Genomic DNA, 19,261 nt, shown 5'->3' on the forward strand with positions numbered 1-19,261 from the left:
GCCCGGACCAAAATTGCGTACCCTGCCTGGCAGGCGGTCTAGCATGAAGCCATGGGCTGGCAACAGGACATCCTGGGTGGGGAGTTCGAGTCCCGCGCCTTTATTGCCACCGGACCTGACGGCGTCGGGCGCACCGCTACGCTGATCCGGTTCCGCCCGGCCCGGGAGTCCCCCGGCCAAGCCGGCAGGAGCCCCGCGCCGGTGCTGTTCCTGCACGGCTGGAGCGACTACTTCTTCAACACTGACCTCGCCCGTTTCTGGTCCGGCGAGGGTTATGACTTCTACGCGCTGGACATGCACAACCACGGCCGAAGCCTGCGCCCCGAATATCCCGGCGGCTACGTGGCGGACCTTGCTGACTATGACGCAGAAATAGAGGCTGCCTGCCGGCTGATCGCAGAGGACGCCGGGCCCGGTCCTGTGACCCTGATGGGGCATTCCACCGGCGGGCTGGTGGCAGTGCTCTGGGCCAGCAGGCACCCCGGTGCGGTATCGCGACTGGTCCTGAACAGCCCCTGGCTGGAAATGCACGGCAGCAGCCTGGTCCGGCGGGCGGCCCTGGGCCTCGTGGGACCCGTTGCGCGGCTCCGTCCCGAGGCGGTACTGAGGCTTCCCGAGCGGGGCTTCTACTGGCGCACCATCAGCAGCGCCGCGGACGGGGAATGGACCCTGGATGACAAGTACCGGCCGCCCATGGCATTTCCGGTGCGGGCCGGCTGGCTGAGTGCGGTACTGGCAGGGCATGCCCGGGTGGCCCGCGGCCTCGACCTGGAGATGCCTGTCCTTGTCCTGCTGTCCCGGGGAAGCGCGAACGGACTCTTTTGGTCCGAGGAGATGCGGCGGACAGACGCCGTCCTCGACGTCAACGTCATCGGCGCCCGCGCCCTCACCCTGGGCCGGACAGTGACAGTTGAACGGATTGACGGCGCGCTGCATGACGTCTTCCTCTCCCCCGCCGCCGTCCGGAAGGACGCGTACGCGCGGCTGGCGCGATGGCTGCGGGCCTATGGTGCCGCCGAGGGTGCCGCATCAACCGCGCCCCCGTAACGGCGGTCCCGCCGGGCGTATTCTTCGACGGCGGCCCACAGTGTGCGCCTGTCGACGTCCGGCCAGAGGGTGTCCATGAAGACGAACTCGGCGTACGCGGACTGCCAGAGCAGGAAGTTGGACAGCCGCTGCTCCCCAGAGCTGCGAAGGAAAAGGTCCACGTCGGGAAGGTCCGGCTCATCCAGGTACTTCTGGACGGTCCGCTCGGTAATCGCATTGGGCTTGAGCTTGCCGGCGGCGACGTCGGAGGCAATGGCGGAGACCGCGTCGGTGATTTCCGCGCGGCCGCCGTAATTGACACACATGGTCAACGTGCACGTGCTGTTGCCGGCCGTGAACTCCTCGGCCTCCTCAAGTTCCCGGATGACGGAGCCCCAAAGCCGGGGCCGGCGGCCGGACCACCTGACCCGCACGCCCCATTCATCCAGCTGGTTCCGCTGTCTGCGGAGCACGTCCTTGTTAAATCCCATCAGGAAGCGCACCTCCTCGGGGGACCGCCGCCAGTTCTCGGTGGAAAAGGCGTAGACACTGACATACTCGATGCCGAGCTCGATCGCCCCGGCCATGACGTCGAGCAGTGCGGGCTCACCCGCTTTGTGGCCCTCGATGCGCGGCAGGCCCCGCTGGTTGGCCCAGCGCCCGTTGCCGTCCATCACGATGGCCACGTGCCGGGGAATGAAGTCGGCAGGAATGGCGGGCGCCACGGCGCCGGACGGATGGGGGTAGGGTGCCACCACGGGGCGGGTGCGCTTGCGGGTTGTTGTGTTCTTTTTGCCCAGGGCCACTGTCAGCTACGCTCCACATGCTTGAGGGATTTGAGGACTCGTTCGAGGTGCCATTGCAGGTAGGCCGCCACCAGTCCGGCCGCCTCTTTCCGGTGGACCGGCAACGACGCGTCCGCGGTTGCCCAATCGCCCGTGAGCAGGGCCGCCAGCAGGACAACGGTTTCGGGGGCCGGCGCAAGTGCCCCGGGCGGTCTGCAGCCGCTGCAGACCATGCCGCCGAGCGCTGCTGCAAAGGCGGTGTGCGGACCCGGCAGACCACAACGGGCGCAATCGGTGAAACTGGGCGCCCAGCCGCCGGTTGCCAGTGCGCGGAGCAGGTAGGAGTCCAGGATCAGGCCGGCGGGATGCTCGTCCCGGCTGAGTGCGGCCAGTGCGCCGACCAGCAGGTTGTACTGCGCCGTGCCGGATTCTCCGTCGACGTCCGTCAGTTTTTCCGCAGTCTCGGTCATGGCGGCTGCCACCGTGTACCGGCCGTAGTCCGCCGCTATGCTTCCGCCGTAGGCCCCCTTGGCCACTGCCTGCGTAACGATGTCGAGGCTGCGACCTGAAACCAGCTGGAGATCCGCGACCATAAAGGGCTCGAGCCGTGCCCCGAACCTGCTGCTGGTGCGCCGGACCCCCTTTGCGACGGCGCGGACCTGGCCGTGGTGCTTTGTCAGGAGGGTAATGATGCGGTCGGCCTCGCCCAGTTTGTGCGTACGGAGCACGACGGCGTCGTCCCGGTACGCGCGGGAGGCGAAAGAATGTTGGGCCACGCTTTTATCTTCCCATCCCCGCGGGGGCGGCACTGCCGGGCGCGGCTGTGCCGCCGGGAGGTCCCGGCGGCACAGCCGGCCTGAATCAGGCCTGGGCGTCCCGGATGGCCCGGTTGACTGCGGAGATCACGGCTTTCAGGGCGGACATGCTGGTGTTTGCGTCGATGCCGACGCCCCACAGGACCCGCTCGCCCACGGCGCATTCAACGTACGCGGCAGCCAGGGCGTTGCCGCCTTCGGAGAGGGCGTGCTCGCTGTAGTCCAGCACCCGGACATCCACGCCGTCCTCGTGCAGGATGCTGAGCAGCGCGGCGATGGGCCCGTTGCCGGTCCCCGTCCTGCTCACCTGCGCGCCGTCAACGGTGAGGGACGCGTGGAGCGTGGTGCCGCCGTCGTCATCCGTTTCAGTCTTAACGGCACCAAGGGAATAGCGTCCCCACTGCCCGGTCGCCTGGCCGGAAGGCAGGTACTCATCCTGGAAGACCTGCCACAGCTGCGCGGCGCTGACCTCGCCGCCCACGGTATCCGTGCGGCGCTGGATGACCCCGGAGAATTCGATCTGGGCACGGCGCGGCAGGTCCAGGCTGTGCTCGTGCTTGAGCAGGTAGGCCACGCCTCCCTTGCCGGACTGGGAATTCACCCGGATAACTGCCTCGTAGCTGCGGCCCAGGTCCTTGGGGTCGATCGGCAGGTACGGGACCTGCCAGGTGAAGTCATCCACGGACTTGCCCGCTGCGGCGGCGTCCCGCTCCAGCGCTTCGAAACCCTTCTTGATGGCGTCCTGGTGCGAGCCGGAGAAGGCGGTGAACACGAGGTCGCCGCCATACGGCGAACGCTCGGGCACGGGCAGCTGGTTGCAGTATTCAACGGTCCGGCGGATCTCGTCGATGTTGGAGAAGTCGATCATCGGATCGATGCCTTGCACCAGCAGGTTCAGGCCCAGGGTCACCAGGTCCACGTTGCCGGTCCGCTCGCCGTTGCCGAAAAGGCAGCCCTCAATCCGGTCCGCCCCTGCCATGTAGCCCAGCTCCGCCGCCGCCACGCCGGTTCCGCGGTCGTTGTGCGGGTGAAGCGAGAGGATGATGCCCTCACGCGGGTGCAGGTGGCGGCTCATCCACTCGATCGAGTCGGCGTAAACGTTGGGGGTGGCCATCTCCACCGTGGCCGGAAGGTTGATGATGACCTGTTTGTCCGCTGAGGCTTCAAAGATGTCAGCGACGGCGTTGCACACCCGGACCGCGTACTCCAGTTCCGTTCCGGTGAAGGACTCCGGGGAGTATTCGTAGGTTACGTGGGTATCGGCGAGGGTTTCCTCGTACTTCTTGCACAGCCGGGCGCCCTGCAGGGCGATGTCCAGGATGCCGTCCTCGTCCTGGTTGAAGACCACGCGGCGCTGCAGGACCGAAGTGGAGTTGTACAGGTGGACGATGGCCTGCTTGGCACCGACCAGGGATTCGTAGGTCCTCTCGATCAGGTGTTCGCGCGCCTGGGTGAGGACCTGGATGGTGACGTCGTCCGGGATGTGGTTGCCCTCGATGAGCTGGCGGACAAAGTCGAAGTCGGTCTGCGACGCGGACGGGAACCCGACTTCGATCTCCTTGTAGCCCATGCGGACCAGGAGGTCGAACATCTTCATCTTGCGGGCCGGGCTCATGGGATCGATGAGTGCCTGGTTGCCGTCGCGCAGGTCCACTGCACACCAGCGGGGAGCCTTGGAGATGACCTTGTCCGGCCAGGTGCGGTCCGGCAGCTCGACTTTGATCTGGTCCTGGAACGGCGTGTACCGGTGGGCAGGCATTCCTGAGGGCTTTTGTGCGTTTCGCATTACGTGGGGCCTTTTCTTGGAGATCTTCATTGAAAGGGTGGCCGGGCAACACAAACTCCGCAGCGAGGGTGGGCCTTTGCGCTAGATCGCGTCTGTGGCCTCGCCGCGGCAGCTAAGGAGAAGGAGCTCTGCACGCACCTTTTGAGCGTAGCACGCGTGCGTAAGATGAAAGGGCACTACCGTCCGATAAGTCCACCATGCAGACCCTTCCCGGTGTTCCAGCCGGCCGGGGCCTTTCAGCAGAGGAGCTTCAGTGCCCATTTCGGGGATCGACCTGTCCACCATAGACCACACGGTACGGCCGCAGGATGACCTGTATCAGCACGTCAACGGTGCCTGGCTGAAGGCCACCGAGATTCCCGACGACCGGCCGCTGGAGGGCACCTTCACCGCCTTGCGGGACGGATCCGAAATCGCCGTCCGCGACATCATCGAGGAGGCGGCGGCCAAGGCCGGATCTGCCAGCGGCATCGAAAGGAAGATCGGCGGCCTCTACAACAGCTTCATGGATCAGGAAGCTGTCGAGGCCAAGGGGATGGAACCCATCCGCCAGCGGCTCGCCGATGTTTTTGCCACTGCGTCAGCCACCGAACTTGTAGCCCTTGCCGGAAAGCTGTTCCGGTCGGATGTCAGCGGCCTGTTCTACATCTACCCGGCCCCGGACGCCGGCAACCCGGACCGTGTGCTGCTGTACACCGGGCAGGGAGGCCTGGGGCTTCCCGATGAGTCCTATTACCGGGAGGAAAAGTTCCAGCCGATCGTTTCCGCTTACCGGAAGCACGTGGCCACCATGTTCGGCCTCGCCGGCGTAGCGGATGCTGGAGCCGCTGCGGAACGGGTGGTGGCGCTTGAGACGAACCTGGCTTCGCACCACTGGGACAACGTCACCCTGCGTGATCCGCAGAAAACCTACAACCTCAAGACCGCCGACGAAGCTTCGGCGCTGTTCCCCCAGCTGCCCACCTGGTTCGAGGCCGCGGGGATCGACGCCGGTAAACGGCAGGAACTGGTGGTGAGCACACCCGACTTTTTTGCAGGCGCTGCCGGGCTTTTGGAATCTGAGCCGCTGGCCGTCTGGCAGGAGTGGCTGGCCATGCGGGTCATCAGCGCCGCAGCGCCGTACCTGTCGTCCGCCTTCGTTGACGCGAACTTCGCCTTCTACGGCACCACCCTTAGCGGAACCCCGCGGAACAAGGACCGCTGGAAGCGCGGTGTGGGCGTGGTGGAAGCGGCGCTGGGTGAGGCCGTGGGACAGATTTATGTTGCACGGCATTTCCCGGAGTCGCACAAGGCCAGGATGCAGACGCTGGTGGAGAACCTGATCGAGGCCTACCGCCGCAGCATCACGGCTGTTTCCTGGATGGGCGCGGACACCAAAGCCGAGGCCCTGCGAAAGCTGGAGGCTTTCCGGGCCAAGATCGGCTTCCCTGAAGAATGGATTGACTACTCCGCCGTGGAGATCGACCCTGACGACCTGCTGGGGAATGTGGAGCGGGCACACAACGCCGACGTCGACCGCCACCTGGACGAGGTAGGCAAGCCGGTGGACCGCAACAAATGGCTGATGACCCCGCAGACGGTCAACGCCTACTACCATCCGATGATGAACGAGATCGTGTTCCCGGCGGCCATCCTGCAGCCTCCGTTCTTCACTGCCGAGGCGGACGACGCCGTCAACTACGGCGGCATCGGTGCTGTGATCGGCCACGAAATCGGGCACGGCTTCGACGACCAGGGCTCGCAGTTCGACGGCGGCGGTGCCCTGCGGAACTGGTGGACAGACGAGGACCGCCGGGCGTTCGAGAAGCTCACCGCGAAACTGGTGGAGCAGTATGACGCCTTGTCGCCGTCCGCTGCACCCGGGCATAACGTTAACGGCCGCCTTACCCTGGGCGAAAACATCGGCGACCTCGCCGGGCTTGCCATCGCGTACAAGGCGTACCTGATCAGCCTGGATGGCACGGATCCCGAGGTCCTGGACGGGTTTACCGGGCAGCAGCGTTTCTTCGCCTCCTGGGCAGCGGGCTGGCGGCAGGTGATCCGGCAGGAAGAGGCCGTGCGCAGGCTGGCCACCGACCCGCACTCCCCCAACGAGTTCCGGACGAATGCCATCGCGAAGAACCTGGACGCCTTCCACGAAGCGTTCGACGTCACCGACCAGGACGGCATGTGGATGGCGCCGGAGGAACGCGTCAGCATCTGGTAGCCGGAACAAGACAGGCGGGGCCCGCCACCTTTCCAGGTGGCGGGCCCCGCCTTTTGGGCTATTGCGTCTACTCCTGCACGATCAGGTACGGGTTGGCCTGCTGGCAGACGGTGTCGCCTGCGGTCTGGTTGACGATGTCCTCCGGCAGCACCGCGCCCGGTTCCGTCCCGTAGGTGGTGCCAGTGGTGAAGTCGGTGCCCAGGTAGACCTGGACCCCGGATACGTTGGGCGCCGGTACCAGTTGCGCCGCCGGGATGCCGAGCAGGGCGGCGACGTCAGCGGCCACATCGGCGAAATCGGCACCGTAGTAGACCACCGACTGTTCAACGGCCGTGCTCTCGAACTGCGCTGCCTGGGTGAACCCGCCCGAGATCAGGGCCTGGACAATCTCCTGGGCACGGCCGGGTACGCCGCTGCCGTTTGCCACGGTGACCGGCTGCAGGGCCTTGTCGTACGGCGGCACGGCGGGGGCGGTTTCGGTGGGGGCAGCCGACGGCGGAGCGCTTTCCGTTGGTGCCGGGGCGGGCACGGGATTGGTGAGGTCGATGTCCTGCCGGAGGGCTGCGAACAGCTGTGAGCCGTCCGGCTCCGCGATCTGGAGCCTGTTGGGATCCGCCACGGCCGGCGTGGTGGGAACGGACACGAATGCCACCTTGCTGATGTCGATGTCCTTGAGCCTGTTGCCGATGGTCAGCAGGGTGGGAACGGACGCCAGGCCCTCGTCCACTGTCAGGTTCCGGGTGACGACGTCGGCGATGTTCAGCATCTTGCCGGGGTCGGAAAGGGTGCCCTCGTCCTTGATCTTGCGCGTAAGTGACGAGAGGAAACCCTGCTGTGCCCTGATGCGGCCCAGGTCGCCGCCGTCGGCAAACGCGTGGCGCGTACGCAGGAAGGCGAGGGCCATCTCGCCCTGGACGGTGGAGGTGCCGGCCGGAAGGCGGAGGCGGGAGTCAGGATCGTAGACGGCGTCGCTGATGCAGACCTCCACGCCTCCCACGGCGTTGGACAACTCCTTGACCGCATTGAAGTCGGCCATCATGAAGTGGTCGATTTCCAGGCCCGTGATCTTGTTGACGGTATCCACCGCGCACCCGATGCCGGCCTCGGCCATTGCCTCGTTGATCATTATCCCGCTGCGGGCCGGGAACTCCTGGCCGGTTTCCTCGTCCTTGCACTTGGGGATGTCCACGAGCAGGTCACGGGGGAAACTGATGACGCTGACGCGTTTGTTGTCCTCGGAAATGTCCATGAGCATCATGACGTCGGACTTGCCGTACCCCTTGGAGTCATCGGCAGTGCCGTATTCCGCGTTCTTCCCGTCGCGGGTGTCCGAACCAAGGATCAGGATCTGCATCCGGCCCGTGGCGCTGACCTGGCCGTCGCTGTTGCCACCGCCCGCGTTCAGCGGAGCTTTGGAGATGTTGTTCTGGAGCCGCAGGTACCAGAAGCCGGCGAAGGCCAGCCCGGCGATGACGGCCACAGAGACGACGGCGGTAACAACCTTGAGCCAGACCGGCATGCCGCGGACGGGGCCCAGGTGGCGGGCGGCCCCCACGGCGCCGTCGCGTGCGTGGCGGGATACAGGTCCTGTGCCTGCAGGCAGGTCTGCTCCGTTGTCGCGCATCTCGCGGCCTCGCCCCACTTGTCTGAACCTTCCTCTAAAGTCAAAATCCGGTCCATCTTAGTGGTCCAGTCTGGGAAAACACCGGGCTGTGCTCCACGCACCCCGGCAGGAGCCTGTCAGAAGCCGAGCCTGACCAGCTGTTTCGGGTCGCGCTGCCAGTCCTTGGCTACCTTGACGTGAAGGTCAAGGTAGATGCGGGTGCCCAGAAGCGCTTCGATTCCCTTGCGGGCGTTCGTCCCGACTTCACGCAGCCTGCTGCCGCCCTTGCCGATAATGATGGCCTTTTGCGAGGGCCGTTCCACGTAGAGGTTCACGCGGACGTCCAGCAGCGGGTTGTCTTCCGGCCGGTCCTCCCGGGGGATGATTTCCTCGACCACCACGGCCAGTGAGTGCGGCAGCTCATCGCGGACACCCTCAAGCGCCGCTTCCCGGATCAGCTCGGCCACCATCACTGCCTCCGGCTCGTCGGTCAGCTCACCGTCGGGATAGAGCGGCGGCGACGGCGGCATGTGGCTGATCAGCACGTCGGCAACAGTGTCAACCTGGAAGCCGTCGGTGGCAGATACCGGCACGATGTCCTTCCAGCCGTCCTCCCCCATCACTTCGCGGCCAAGCTCGGCCACCGCCAAGAGCTGTTCGGTGAGGGCCTGGCGGTCCACCAGGTCAGCCTTGGTTACGATCGCGATGACGGGCTTTCGCCCGGCGGCGGCCAGCTGGGACGCAATGAACTTATCGCCGGGCCCGATCTTCTCGTTGGCCGGCAGGCAGAAGCCGATGGCGTCCACTTCGGCGAGAGTGTCCGCCACTAACTCATTCAGGCGCTTTCCCAACAGGGTCCGCGGACGGTGGAGGCCGGGGGTGTCCACGAGGATCAGCTGGGCGTCATCACGATGCACGATCCCGCGGATGGTGTGGCGCGTGGTTTGCGGCTTGGCAGAGGTGATGGCCACCTTCTTCCCCACCAGGGCGTTGGTCAGGGTGGATTTGCCGGCATTGGGCCGGCCCACCAGCACGGAGAAACCTGCGTGGAAGCCGCCGAACTCTTCCGCTTCCGGGGCCTTACTTTTCTTGCTCACGTGAAACTCCCTGCTGGGTTGCTTCGGCCTCGTCGAGGAGGTCTTCAAGGTCAGTGTCTACTCTTGGCACCGCTGCCGCAATGATGTGGCTGACGCGGTTTCTACGGCCCTCGAGCCGGTCGGCCCGCAGGGAGACGCCCTGGACCTCCACGTGGCTGCCCACGATCGGAACCCGGCCCAGCGCTTTGGCGAGGAGCCCGCCCACGGTGTCCACCTCGTCGTCGTCAAGCTCAATGTCGAAGAGCTCACCGAGATCGTCGATGCTCATGCGTGAACTGACCCTGTAGGAGCCGTCACCGAGTTCCACCGCTTCGGCGCTTTCGGTGTCGTACTCGTCCACGATCTCCCCCACAATTTCCTCGATCAGGTCTTCGAGCGTGACAAGGCCTGCTGTGCCGCCGTATTCGTCGATGACGATGGCCACATGCGTGGACTCCTTCTGCAGTTCACGCAGCAGGTCGCTCACGGGCTTGGACTCGGGAACGTAGCGGACTTCGCGTGCCAGCGAATCCACCAGGGGCGGTTCCTCGTCCGGGGACAGGCCATGGACGACGGCGGCAACATCTTTTAGGTAAATGATGCCAAGGATGTGGTCGGTGTCGTCCCCGATGACAGGGATCCTCGAGTAGCCGGACCGAAGGAACAGGGACATCGCCTGGTGGAGGCTGGAGCCTGATTCGATGGTGACGATGTCTGTCCGGGGAACCATGACGGCACGGACCAAAGTGTCACCGAAGTCGAACACGGACTGGATCATCTCGGCCTCGGTGTCCTCGATCATGTCAGACTCGCTGGCCCGCTCCACCAGTTCGCGGAACTCCTGCTCGCTGAAGAACGCCTCGTCGCCGCTCGGGGCCCCGGGCGCCGCCGTACTTCCCAGGGCCACAAGCCAGCCCGGAATCGGCCCAAGGACCCACGTGAGGAAACGGATCATCGGAGCGGTGAACCGGACCACGGCCGCGGAGTGCAGCCTGCCGACCTGGCGGGGCGAGACGCCGACAATAACGAAACCAAGCAGCGCCATGATGCCCGTGGCTGCCAGGCCGGCGAGCCAGACGTTGTCCAGGAGGGTGGAGAGCAGCACGGCGACAGCGACCGCCGAGGCCATCTCGAACCAGATACGCCAGAACCGCAGAGCCCTGATGTGCGCCACGGGCTGGGCGAGGATGCGCCGCATTGCATTGCCGCGGCTCTTGAGCAGGGCTTCCTCGGCGTCATGCCGCGGGAGGAAGTTGAAGGCGGCTTCGGCAGCTGTCAGCACCGCCGCGACCGCCAGGAAAAGCAGGGCCATCGCGACCAGGAGCAGGAGCGTCACCGGGTGGTCTCGGCAGGTGCTTCTTTGCCGGTGAAGCCGGTCAGGAGTTCGCGCTGCAGACCGAACATCTCGGCCTTTTCTTCGGGCTCTGCGTGGTCGTAGCCCAGCAGGTGCAGGATGCCGTGCGTGGTCAGCAGCAGCATCTCGTCCTGGAGCTCGTGGCCGGCACTTTTTGCCTGCACCCGGGCGACTTGCGGGCAGATGGCGATGTCCCCCAGCATTCCCTGCGGTGTGGGCCGGTCCGGCGTTCCCGGCGTGAGTTCATCCATGGGCACGGACAGCACATCTGTGGCTCCGGGCTCGTCCATCAGTTCGATGTGCAGCTTTTCCATGGCAGGCTCATCAACCAGCAGGATGGACAGTTCCGCCTGGGGGTGGATATAGAGCTGTTCGAAGATGTACCGCGACAAAGCCACGAGTGCCGCTTCGTCCACCTGGACGCCGGACTCGTTGTTCACCTCGATGCTCACGCGTGTTCCCCCCGCTTTTCCTTGACCGCCGAGTGCTTGGCCCGCGCCCGCTGGGCGTCGTCCCAAATGCTGTAGGCGTTCACGATATCGCCCACGAGCCGGTGCCGCACGACGTCTGCGGCGTCCAGGACGGAAAAGTTCACGCCCTCGATACCCTGCAGGATTTCCTCCACGATGCGCAGCCCGGAACGCGTGCCGAAGGGCAGGTCCACCTGGGTGATGTCGCCGGTGACAACCATCTTGGACCCGAACCCAAGCCTGGTCAGAAACATCTTCATCTGCTCGGGGGTGGTGTTCTGGGCCTCGTCAAGGATGATGAACGCATCATTGAGCGTCCGTCCGCGCATGTAGGCGAGGGGTGCCACCTCAATGGTTCCAGCGGCCATCAGCCGTGGGATGGACTCGGGGTCCATCATGTCGTGCAGCGCATCGTACAGGGGACGCAGGTAGGGGTCGATTTTGTCGCTCAGGGTGCCGGGCAGGAAACCAAGGCGTTCCCCGGCCTCTACCGCCGGGCGCGTCAGGATGATCCGATTGACTTCTTTCTGCTGGAGAGCCTGGACTGCCTTTGCCATGGCCAGGTAGGTTTTCCCGGTACCTGCCGGCCCGATGCCGAAGATCACGGTGTTGTCGTCGATGGCGTCAACATAGTTCTTCTGGTTCAGGGTCTTCGGGCGGATGGTCCGGCCGCGGCTGGAGAGGATGTCGTGGGTCAGCACGTCCACCGGGTTCTGCAGGGACTGGGTCCGCAGGAGCGCAACCAGTTGCTGGAGCACCGACGGGCTGATGACGGTGCCACGGGCCACAAGTCCGCGGACTTCGTGGAGCAGCCGCATGATCCGCGGCACGTCGGCGGCGGGACCGCTGATGGAGAGCTCGTTGCCGCGGACGTGGAAGTTGACGTCCGGGAACTGTTCCTCGATGTACCGAAGCGCCTCATCATGGCTGCCGAGCGACTGGACCATCTGGTCGGAGTTGTCGAAGCGGACCACCTCTGTCCGGATGCCTGGGAGGGAATGCGGGAACTCTCCGGTGGCGCCTTCGCCGGCGGGCCGGCGCTTTCCGTTCGCTGATTCAGTCATAGTCTTGGCCCGCAGGCCTGTGATCCCCTCGAGGTCGGTGCAGTCTGTCTTTCCATATTACGCCAGCAGGCCCCGCCGCCGGATACCGGGAGCGGGCATTAACACCCAAAGAAATGACTCTTCCCGTCATTAGGTATCAACTTCATATCAGCCTCATATCGTTCCCGTTTCAGTTCCGGGCCGCAGCCTGTGAAGAGCCGGACCGGCTGCGCGGGGTATGCCATGCTGATAATCCAGCCGCCGCTGGACATCCAGGCCGCCCGGGGACCGGCCCTTCACGCCATGAAAGGACAGGCAACACACGTGCCGAAAACCGCCGCGCCCCACAGGGGTTGCCGTGCCGCAGGCGCCCGCGCCCTGGTGCTGGCCGCCCTCCTTGCGGCTGCGCCGGCGTTGGCCGGGTGCATCGCGGACGCCGGCCCGTCACCCACCGGCACGCTTGTCACCGTTCCCGCTGCCACCGGCACGGCGCCGTCCACGAGTGCACCCCTGGAAACCACCCAGTCCTCCAACAAGGCCCCGGTGTACTGGATTGGCCGCAGCGATGCCGACGTTTTCCTGTACCGCGAGTTCCGCGACGTTCCCGAGCAGGAAAATCCCGTGACCCGTGCCCTGCGGTCCATGATGTCTGACAAGCCGTTGGACCCGGACTTCTTCACGCCCTGGCAGAACCCCGGCAAACTTGCCACGTCGATTTCCGGCAAGGACGTCATCACCGTGGACGTCTCGGAGGACGCCTTCAACAGCAACCTCGACGCCGATATGGCGGTCCGCGCCATCCAGCAGCTCGTGTACACCGCCACCGCAGCAGCTGCAAGCTCCGGCCTGATCGACGCAGGCCAGCAGATCCGGGTGCGGATACTGGTGGACGGGCATACGGACTACGTGGCGTTCGGGCACGTCCGGCTCGGAGCGCTGATGACCCGCACTGCAGGGCTGGTCGCCCCGGTGTGGATTATCGACCCCCAGGAGAACGTCGAGGTTGCGGGCGGCAGCGTGAAAATCACCGGACGCAGCACCACGGCCGGCGGCAAACTGCGGTGGCAGATCCTGCGGTCCGCCGGCAACGGCCAGGCGGAGCCGTTCCTGACCGGGGAAACAACGGCGTCGGCGGAGCAGGGGCAGGCGGGCGTCTTTACGCTGGCCCTGACCCTGCCGGCGGGTGATTACGAGCTGCGGGTGGCGCAGGCAGGGTCCGGCGGCGGACCGGACCAGTACGAGGACACACGGTCCTTCAAGGTGCGCTAGGCGCCCAGCGTCCCAGGATGTCGCTGGCAAGGACTACGGCCGCCGGGCCGGCTGTGGAGGACCGCAGGACATGGTGCCCCAGCAGCGCGGTCACGGCGCCCTTGTCACAGAGCCTCGTCACTTCGCGGGGACTGATGCCGCCTTCCGGACCGACAATGAGGAGAACCTCCCGCGGCTCCCCTCCCCCATCGGCATCCCGGGCCGGGGAGCTCCATGACTCAAGGACAGTTCTAAGGGGGCGGACAGCGTCCTCGTGCAGGATCACGGCCAGCCCGGCGGCTTCCACCGCACTTGCCAGCGCAGCGGTGTCGACGGCGGCACGCACCTCTGGGACCCACGCCCGCCTCGCCTGCTTGGCGGCTGCGGCAACCACGGACTGCCATTTTGCATGGGCCTTGGCAGCCCGGTCGCCTTTCCATCGGACGATGGAGCGCTCGGACTGCCAGGGGATGACGGCGTCGATACCCAGCTCCGTGGCCGTCTCGATGGCCAGTTCGTCCCGGTCTCCCTTCGCCAGCGCCTGCACCAGCACCAGCCGGATGTCCGGCCGGCTTTCGACGGAAAGCGCCGCGCACTCAACCTCCAGGGCTGCGGAGGACGCTGTTGTGACGCGGCCGGTCAGGCGGGTGCCTGCGCCGTCCACGATGTCCACGGCCTCACCGGGCACGATCCGTTTGACGGCCACCGCGTGCCTGGCTTCGGGCCCTTCGAGGAGGAAGCGGCGTCCGGCCGCCATCCCGTCCAGGGTTCCTGCGGGTGTGAAGAAGACGGGGTTGCTCACCGCTACAGGTTACCGAGGCGGTCCCGGAGCTTCGCGAACATGCCGCCGCTCGCGGCGAGCTTGCCGTCGGTGATCTGCTCGCCGCGGAGCTTGGCCAGCTGGCGGAGCAGGTCTTCCTGCGCGGCGTCGAGCTTCGCCGGCGTGTCCACCTGGAGGTGCACCTTCAGGTCGCCGCGGCCGTATCCGCGCAGGTGGGTGACTCCCAAGCCGCGGAGGGTGATGATTTCGCCGGACTGGGTTCCGGGCTTGACGTCGATTTCCTGCGTGCCGTCGAACGTTTCCAGGCTGACTTCGGTCCCGAGGGCAGCGGCTGTCATGGGGATGTGCAGGGTGGCGTGCAGGTCGTCGCCTTCGCGGACATAGGTGGGATCGTTGTTGACGCGGATTTCCACGTAGAGGTCGCCGGCGGGACCGCCGGCCGGACCGGCCTCGCCCTGGCCGGCAAGCTGGATGCGGGTGCCGGTGGCGACGCCGGCAGGGACCTTGATGGTCAGCGAACGGCGGCTGCGGATGCGGCCCTGGCCGCTGCACTCGTTGCAGGGATCTTTGATGACCGTGCCAAATCCTTCGCATGTGCCGCACGGCGCTGCCGTCATGACCTGGCCCAGGATGGAGCGGACCGCCCTCTGCACCTGGCCGCTGCCTCCGCAGATGTCGCAGCGCTCGGGATGGGTTCCGGGCCTGCAGCATGAGCCTTCGCACGTGGGGCAGGTGACCGCCGTGTCCACCTCGAGTTTCTTGTTGACGCCGAACACGGCGTCGCGCAGGTCGATCCGGACGCTGATGAGGGCGTCCTGGCCGCGCCGGACCCGGGAGGCAGGCCCGGTGGAACCGCCGGCACCGAAGAACGTGTCGAAGATGTCCTGGAACGCGAAGCCCTGCCCGGCGTAGCTGCCGCCGCCGAACCCGTTGTCCGTACCGTTTTCGTTGCCGGTGGTGTCATAGACGCGCCGCTTCTGCGGGTCCGAGAGAACTTCGTAGGCATGGGTCACTGCCTTGAAGCGGTCGGCTGCCTCTTCACCAGGGTTCACGTCCGGGTGCAGCGTGCGCGCCAGCTTGCGGTAGGCCTTCTTGATCTCTTCCCCGGTGGCCTCGGGTGAGACTCCAAGGACTTCGTAGTGGCTGCTCAAAGTTCGTATCTCTTCCTTGTTGTAATGCTGCGGTAGGAATGCCCTGTCCGGGCGGCGGTGGCGCCGAGCCCGGCCGGTCAGGGTCCCAGGATCCGGGAAAGGTAGCGGGCGACGGCCCGGACGGCGGCCATGGTGGTGGGGTAGTCCATGCGGGTGGGTCCCAGGATGCCTACCTTGGCTACGCTGTCAGGTCCGTAGCCGGTAGCCACCACCGATGCTTCGGCGAGGCCGTCGTAAGGGTTCTCCCGCCCGATGCTTACCGCCACGCCGCGGTGGTCCTGCGCCATCTCGCTCAACAGGCGCAGCATCACCACCTGCTCCTCCAGGGCTTCCAGCACGGGACCGATGCTCAGTGGGAAGTCGACGTTGGACCGGGCAAGGTTGGCCGTGCCTGCCATGACCATTCGGTCCTCGCGGCTGCTGTGGGCAAGCAGTTCGAGCCCTTGGGCGAGTGCCTGGGCGGCGGGGCGCTGGCCGGGGCTGACGGCGGAGACGACGGCGGGAAGGGACTGCGCGAGCTGGCCCAGCGGTGTTCCGGCGAGGGAGCCGAGGAACCGGGTCCGCAGCCCGGCGAGGGCGTCGTCCCCGAGGTCCTGGCCGACGTCGATCACCCGTTGTTCCACCTTGCCGCTGTTGGCAATCAGCACCACCAGCACTTTCCGCGGCGCCAGCAGGACGAACTCGATGTGGCGGATCAGGGCCCTGCTGAGGTGCGGGTACTGCACCACTGCCACCTGGTTGGTGAGCTGGGACAGCAGGCGGACGGTGCGCTCGAGGACGTCGTCGAGGTCGTCCGAACCTTCCAGCAGCGACTGGATGGCCCGGCGTTCGGCCTGCGACAGGGGTTTGACGGCCGAAATCTGGTCGACGAACAGCCGGTAACCCTTGTCCGTGGGGATCCGTCCGGCACTGGTGTGCGGGGCCGTGATGAGGCCTTCCTCCTCCAGCGCGGCCATGTCGTTGCGGATCGTTGCACTGGAGACTCCGAGGTGGTGCCTCTCCACCAGCGCCTTGGAACCGACCGGCTCACGGGAGTGGACGTAGTCCTCCACGATGGCCCGCAGCACTTCCAGTTTGCGTGGCTCGCTCACACTCCACCTCCATCCAGGGTCGGGGCGGCCGCGCGCCCCGGGCGTATCCATGGTTAGCACTCGACATGCCCAAGTGCTAACAGTCTATTATGCCTCGCCCCGTTGCTAGCATTGGTACCGCTCCGGGCGAAACTCCCGCGGGCACCGATCAAGCACGGGGCGGAGACGAGCCATGGATTACCAGAACTGGGGGCCCCGGGACATGTCCGCTCCCGTGCAGGCCAAACTGCCGGAAGTGCCCGTCCAACGCGGCATGGTGCTGGAAGATGTCCAGTCGGGCTGGGTGGGCGCCGTGACCCGCGTGGAAAAGTCCGGTGGCATGCATGTTGTTGCCCTCGAGGACAGGCGGGGCAAGTCACGGACATTCCGCCTCGGTTACGGCTTCCTCCTGGAGGGACGCGCGATCCGGCTGATGCCGCCGGCCCCCCGGGCGGCCGCGGCAACGGGCTCCGGGAGGACCGCTTCGGGCTCGGTGCGGGTGGCGGGCCAGCGCGCGCAGGTTGCCAAGGCCAGCCGCATCTGGGTGGAAGGCAAGCACGACGCTGAACTCGTGGAAAAAGTGTGGGGTGACGACCTCCGGGTGGAAGGCATCGTCGTCGAGCCCCTCCACGGCATCGATGACCTGGCGGCGGCAGTGGCAGACTTCCGCCCGGGGCCGGGCCGGCGCCTCGGTGTGCTCGTTGACCACCTGGTGCCCGACTCCAAGGAGTCCCGCATCGCCGAAGCGGTCATGTCCTCGCCGGGCGCCGCCGGGAACGTGCTTATTGTCGGCCATCCGTATGTCGACGTATGGCAGGCCATCCGGCCGTCGGTCCTGGGCATCGAGCGCTGGCCGGACATACCCCGGGGACAGGACTGGAAGACCGGAATCCTGGCGGCGTTCGGATGGCCGCATGCAACCAAGGAAGACATCGGGCTCGGCTGGCAGAAATTGCTGGGCGCGGTGCGTACCTACGCGGACCTGGAAGCGTCGCTGCTGGGCCGGGTTGAGGAAGTGATCGACTTCCTCACCGTTCCCTGATGGGAAGTCCGGGACCGGACAGCCAGTATCCTTGGTACTGGGCAGCCGCATGGAGCATGAAGGCTCCGCAGCCGGCCCGCCGGCATACCGCACCATTTGCACTCTCGAAGGAACAGACTGTGGCAGAAAACGCACGTGATCACAGGGACAGCCAGGGCGGCCCGGGCCGCTCCGAATACCATGGCGTCCCGGCGAACGCGCTGCCCCTGACGGCAAGCGAGGACAGGCAGTGGGCCACCCTGGCGCACTTCGGCGGGATCCTCGGCTGCGTGCCGGCGCTGCTCATCTTTTTGATTTTCCGTGACCGCGGGCCGTTCACCGCCCAGGAATCAAAGGAAGCGCTGAACTTCAGCCTTCCGCCCACCATCGCAGCCGTTGTGGCCAACATCCTGGTCTTCGTACCCGTGATCGGGAACATCTTTGCCGTTATTGCCACGCTGATCTGGATCGCCCTGACGTGCTTTTCGGTGGCCGCAGGCATCCATGTGAACAAAGGACAGCCGCACCGCTACCAGTACAACCTGCGCTGGATTAAGTAATCAGTCCGGAAGGAGCCGGCGCACTACAGCGTCGGCCAGGAGGCGGCCCTTCAGCGTAAGGACGAGGTTTCCGCGGAACGCCGCCACGGGGTCCACAAGGCCGTCGGCGATCAGGCCGGCAATTTCGTGCCGCCCGGCAGCACCCAACGCGGACGTGTCCAGGCCTGTCCGCAGCCGCGCCTCAAGCATGATCCGCTCAACGTTCCGGGTTTCCGGATCCAGTGTCTCCCTGCCTGCAGCCGGTGACTGTCCCTGTGCGAGGCGGCCGGCATATGCTGTGGGGTGCTTGACGTTCCACCAGCGGACGCCCCCCACATGGGAATGGGCACCCGGGCCGATCCCCCACCAGTCATCCCCCCGCCAGTAGGCCAGGTTGTGGCGGCATGCCTGGTCGGGTGTGCGTGCCCAGTTGCTGACCTCGTACCATCCCAGGCCTGCTTCAGTGATGAGCTGGTCGGCGAGTTCGTATTTGTCCGCGTGGTCGTCGTCGTCGATGTCCGGAACCAGGCCGCGCCGCATCTGCGCGGCGAGCTTGGTGCCTTCCTCGACGATCAGCGCGTAGGCGCTGATGTGGTCAGGCTGGTAGGACAGGGCGGTCTCCAGGGAATACCGCCAGTCGTCAAGGGACTCCCCCGGTGTTCCGTAAATCAGGTCGAGGCTGACGGCCAAGCCGGCTTCCCGTGCCCACTGCACCACCTGCGGAACGCGGCTGGGTGTGTGGGTGCGGTCCAGGACTTTGAGGACGTGCGGAACCGCCGACTGCATGCCGAACGAGACGCGCGTGAACCCGGCCTCCTTGAGGACGGCGAGGGACTCGGGCGTGACCGAGTCCGGATTTGCCTCGGTGGTGACCTCCGCACCGTCTTCGATGCCCCACTCATCGATGGCGGCGCGCAGGATCAGCGCGAGGTCGGCCGCGGGAAGCAGCGTGGGCGTTCCGCCGCCGAAGAAGACCGTGCTGAGCTTCCGCGCCGGAACCCCCGACCCGGCAAGGGCCTTGGCGGCGAAGGCCACCTCGGATCCCGCCGTGCGGGCGTAAGCATCCTGCGAAGCGCCGCCGCCAAGTTCGGTGGCCGTGTAGGTGTTGAAGTCGCAGTACCCGCAGCGCACCGCGCAGAACGGGATGTGGACGTACAGCCCGAACGCCCGGTCCGCCGCACCTTCCGCCGCCTGGGCAGGCAGCAGACCGTCCGACGGCGCGGGGTCGCCGGGGGGAAGAACGCTAGGCATTGCTGAGGCCCCTAAAGATTGCGGCCACTGTCATCA

17 protein-coding genes are annotated in these 19,261 nt (G+C 66.2%); 5 read left to right on the plus strand and 12 right to left on the minus strand.

Features of this window, described 5'->3' with window-relative positions; all coding sequences use genetic code 11:
• Positions 1–51: 51 nt before the first annotated feature.
• The gene (locus tag ACLH0K_RS09295) at positions 52–1,047 is read left to right on the plus strand and encodes an alpha/beta hydrolase (protein WP_411373354.1); all 996 of its coding nucleotides are present in this window, start codon (positions 52–54) and stop codon (positions 1,045–1,047) included.
• On the opposite strand, the gene ACLH0K_RS09300 is transcribed toward ACLH0K_RS09295, so the two are convergent.
• The 3 genes from ACLH0K_RS09300 to leuA form a co-directional block, all read right to left on the minus strand.
• Entirely contained in the window at positions 1,005–1,832 is an 828-nt protein-coding gene (locus tag ACLH0K_RS09300) for an isoprenyl transferase (protein ID WP_411373355.1), read from the minus strand. The two genes, ACLH0K_RS09295 and ACLH0K_RS09300, sit on opposite strands and share 43 nt — an antisense overlap.
• Before the next feature lie 2 nt (positions 1,833–1,834).
• Positions 1,835–2,587 carry a DNA repair protein RecO gene (gene recO, locus ACLH0K_RS09305; RefSeq protein ID WP_138135787.1) on the minus strand — a complete coding sequence of 251 codons (753 nt, stop codon included), beginning with the start codon at positions 2,585–2,587 and terminating at the stop codon, positions 1,835–1,837.
• Between the two features lie 85 nt (positions 2,588–2,672).
• The gene (gene leuA / locus ACLH0K_RS09310) at positions 2,673–4,412 is read right to left on the minus strand and encodes a 2-isopropylmalate synthase (RefSeq protein WP_411373356.1); all 1,740 of its coding nucleotides are present in this window, start codon (positions 4,410–4,412) and stop codon (positions 2,673–2,675) included.
• A gap of 253 nt (positions 4,413–4,665) precedes the next feature.
• Here leuA and ACLH0K_RS09315 point away from each other — a divergent pair, with 253 nt between their 5' ends.
• The gene (locus ACLH0K_RS09315; RefSeq protein WP_411373357.1) at positions 4,666–6,618 is read left to right on the plus strand and encodes a M13 family metallopeptidase; all 1,953 of its coding nucleotides are present in this window, start codon (positions 4,666–4,668) and stop codon (positions 6,616–6,618) included.
• A 67-nt stretch (positions 6,619–6,685) separates the two neighbouring features.
• Here ACLH0K_RS09315 and ACLH0K_RS09320 read toward each other — a convergent pair whose 3' ends face one another.
• The 5 genes from ACLH0K_RS09320 to ACLH0K_RS09340 form a co-directional block, all read right to left on the minus strand.
• On the minus strand, positions 6,686–8,242 hold the full coding sequence (locus ACLH0K_RS09320; protein ID WP_411373358.1) for an LCP family protein: 1,557 nt from the start codon (positions 8,240–8,242) through the stop codon (positions 6,686–6,688).
• 116 nt (positions 8,243–8,358) lie between these two features.
• Entirely contained in the window at positions 8,359–9,318 is a 960-nt protein-coding gene (gene era / locus ACLH0K_RS09325; RefSeq protein WP_411373359.1) for a GTPase Era, read from the minus strand.
• Positions 9,302–10,633, minus strand: a complete 1,332-nt coding sequence (locus tag ACLH0K_RS09330) for a hemolysin family protein (protein WP_411373360.1) — start codon at positions 10,631–10,633, stop codon at positions 9,302–9,304. The genes era and ACLH0K_RS09330 overlap by 17 nt, the downstream gene beginning before the upstream one ends.
• Positions 10,630–11,103 (minus strand): rRNA maturation RNase YbeY, encoded by a 474-nt coding sequence (ybeY, locus tag ACLH0K_RS09335; protein WP_411373361.1) that lies wholly within the window; start codon positions 11,101–11,103, stop codon positions 10,630–10,632. Before ybeY ends, ACLH0K_RS09330 begins: the two co-directional genes overlap by 4 nt.
• A complete protein-coding gene (locus ACLH0K_RS09340; RefSeq protein WP_411373362.1) occupies positions 11,100–12,185 on the minus strand; it encodes a PhoH family protein in 1,086 nt (361 codons plus the stop codon). Before ACLH0K_RS09340 ends, ybeY begins: the two co-directional genes overlap by 4 nt.
• A gap of 303 nt (positions 12,186–12,488) precedes the next feature.
• On the opposite strand from ACLH0K_RS09340, the gene ACLH0K_RS09345 reads away from it, so the two are divergent.
• The gene (locus tag ACLH0K_RS09345; protein ID WP_411376448.1) at positions 12,489–13,433 is read left to right on the plus strand and encodes a GerMN domain-containing protein; all 945 of its coding nucleotides are present in this window, start codon (positions 12,489–12,491) and stop codon (positions 13,431–13,433) included.
• Here ACLH0K_RS09345 and ACLH0K_RS09350 read toward each other — a convergent pair.
• The 3 genes from ACLH0K_RS09350 to hrcA all read right to left on the minus strand — a co-directional run bounded on the left by ACLH0K_RS09350 (position 13,420) and on the right by hrcA (position 16,435).
• Positions 13,420–14,214, minus strand: coding sequence for a 16S rRNA (uracil(1498)-N(3))-methyltransferase (locus ACLH0K_RS09350; RefSeq protein WP_411373363.1), 795 nt, complete (start codon positions 14,212–14,214; stop codon positions 13,420–13,422). The two genes, ACLH0K_RS09345 and ACLH0K_RS09350, sit on opposite strands and share 14 nt — an antisense overlap.
• A gap of 2 nt (positions 14,215–14,216) precedes the next feature.
• A complete protein-coding gene (dnaJ, locus tag ACLH0K_RS09355) occupies positions 14,217–15,344 on the minus strand; it encodes a molecular chaperone DnaJ (protein WP_411373364.1) in 1,128 nt (375 codons plus the stop codon).
• Positions 15,345–15,421: 77 nt separating this feature from the next.
• Positions 15,422–16,435, minus strand: a complete 1,014-nt coding sequence (gene hrcA / locus ACLH0K_RS09360) for a heat-inducible transcriptional repressor HrcA (protein ID WP_411373365.1) — start codon at positions 16,433–16,435, stop codon at positions 15,422–15,424.
• A gap of 172 nt (positions 16,436–16,607) precedes the next feature.
• Here hrcA and ACLH0K_RS09365 point away from each other — a divergent pair, with 172 nt between their 5' ends.
• Complete coding sequence (locus ACLH0K_RS09365; RefSeq protein ID WP_411373366.1) at positions 16,608–17,456, plus strand: DUF3097 domain-containing protein; 849 nt, start codon at positions 16,608–16,610, stop codon at positions 17,454–17,456.
• Between the two features lie 119 nt (positions 17,457–17,575).
• Positions 17,576–17,995: a DUF4870 domain-containing protein gene (locus tag ACLH0K_RS09370; RefSeq protein ID WP_411373367.1), complete on the plus strand. Its 420-nt coding sequence runs from the start codon at positions 17,576–17,578 to the stop codon at positions 17,993–17,995.
• Here ACLH0K_RS09370 and hemW read toward each other — a convergent pair whose 3' ends face one another.
• Positions 17,996–19,225 (minus strand): radical SAM family heme chaperone HemW, encoded by a 1,230-nt coding sequence (hemW, locus tag ACLH0K_RS09375; protein ID WP_411373368.1) that lies wholly within the window; start codon positions 19,223–19,225, stop codon positions 17,996–17,998.
• Positions 19,226–19,261: the final 36 nt, after the last annotated feature.

Origin of the sequence: Arthrobacter sp. MPF02 (genome assembly GCF_046605375.1) — a bacterium.
In the GTDB taxonomy this organism is placed as follows: Bacteria; Actinomycetota; Actinomycetes; order Actinomycetales; family Micrococcaceae; genus Arthrobacter.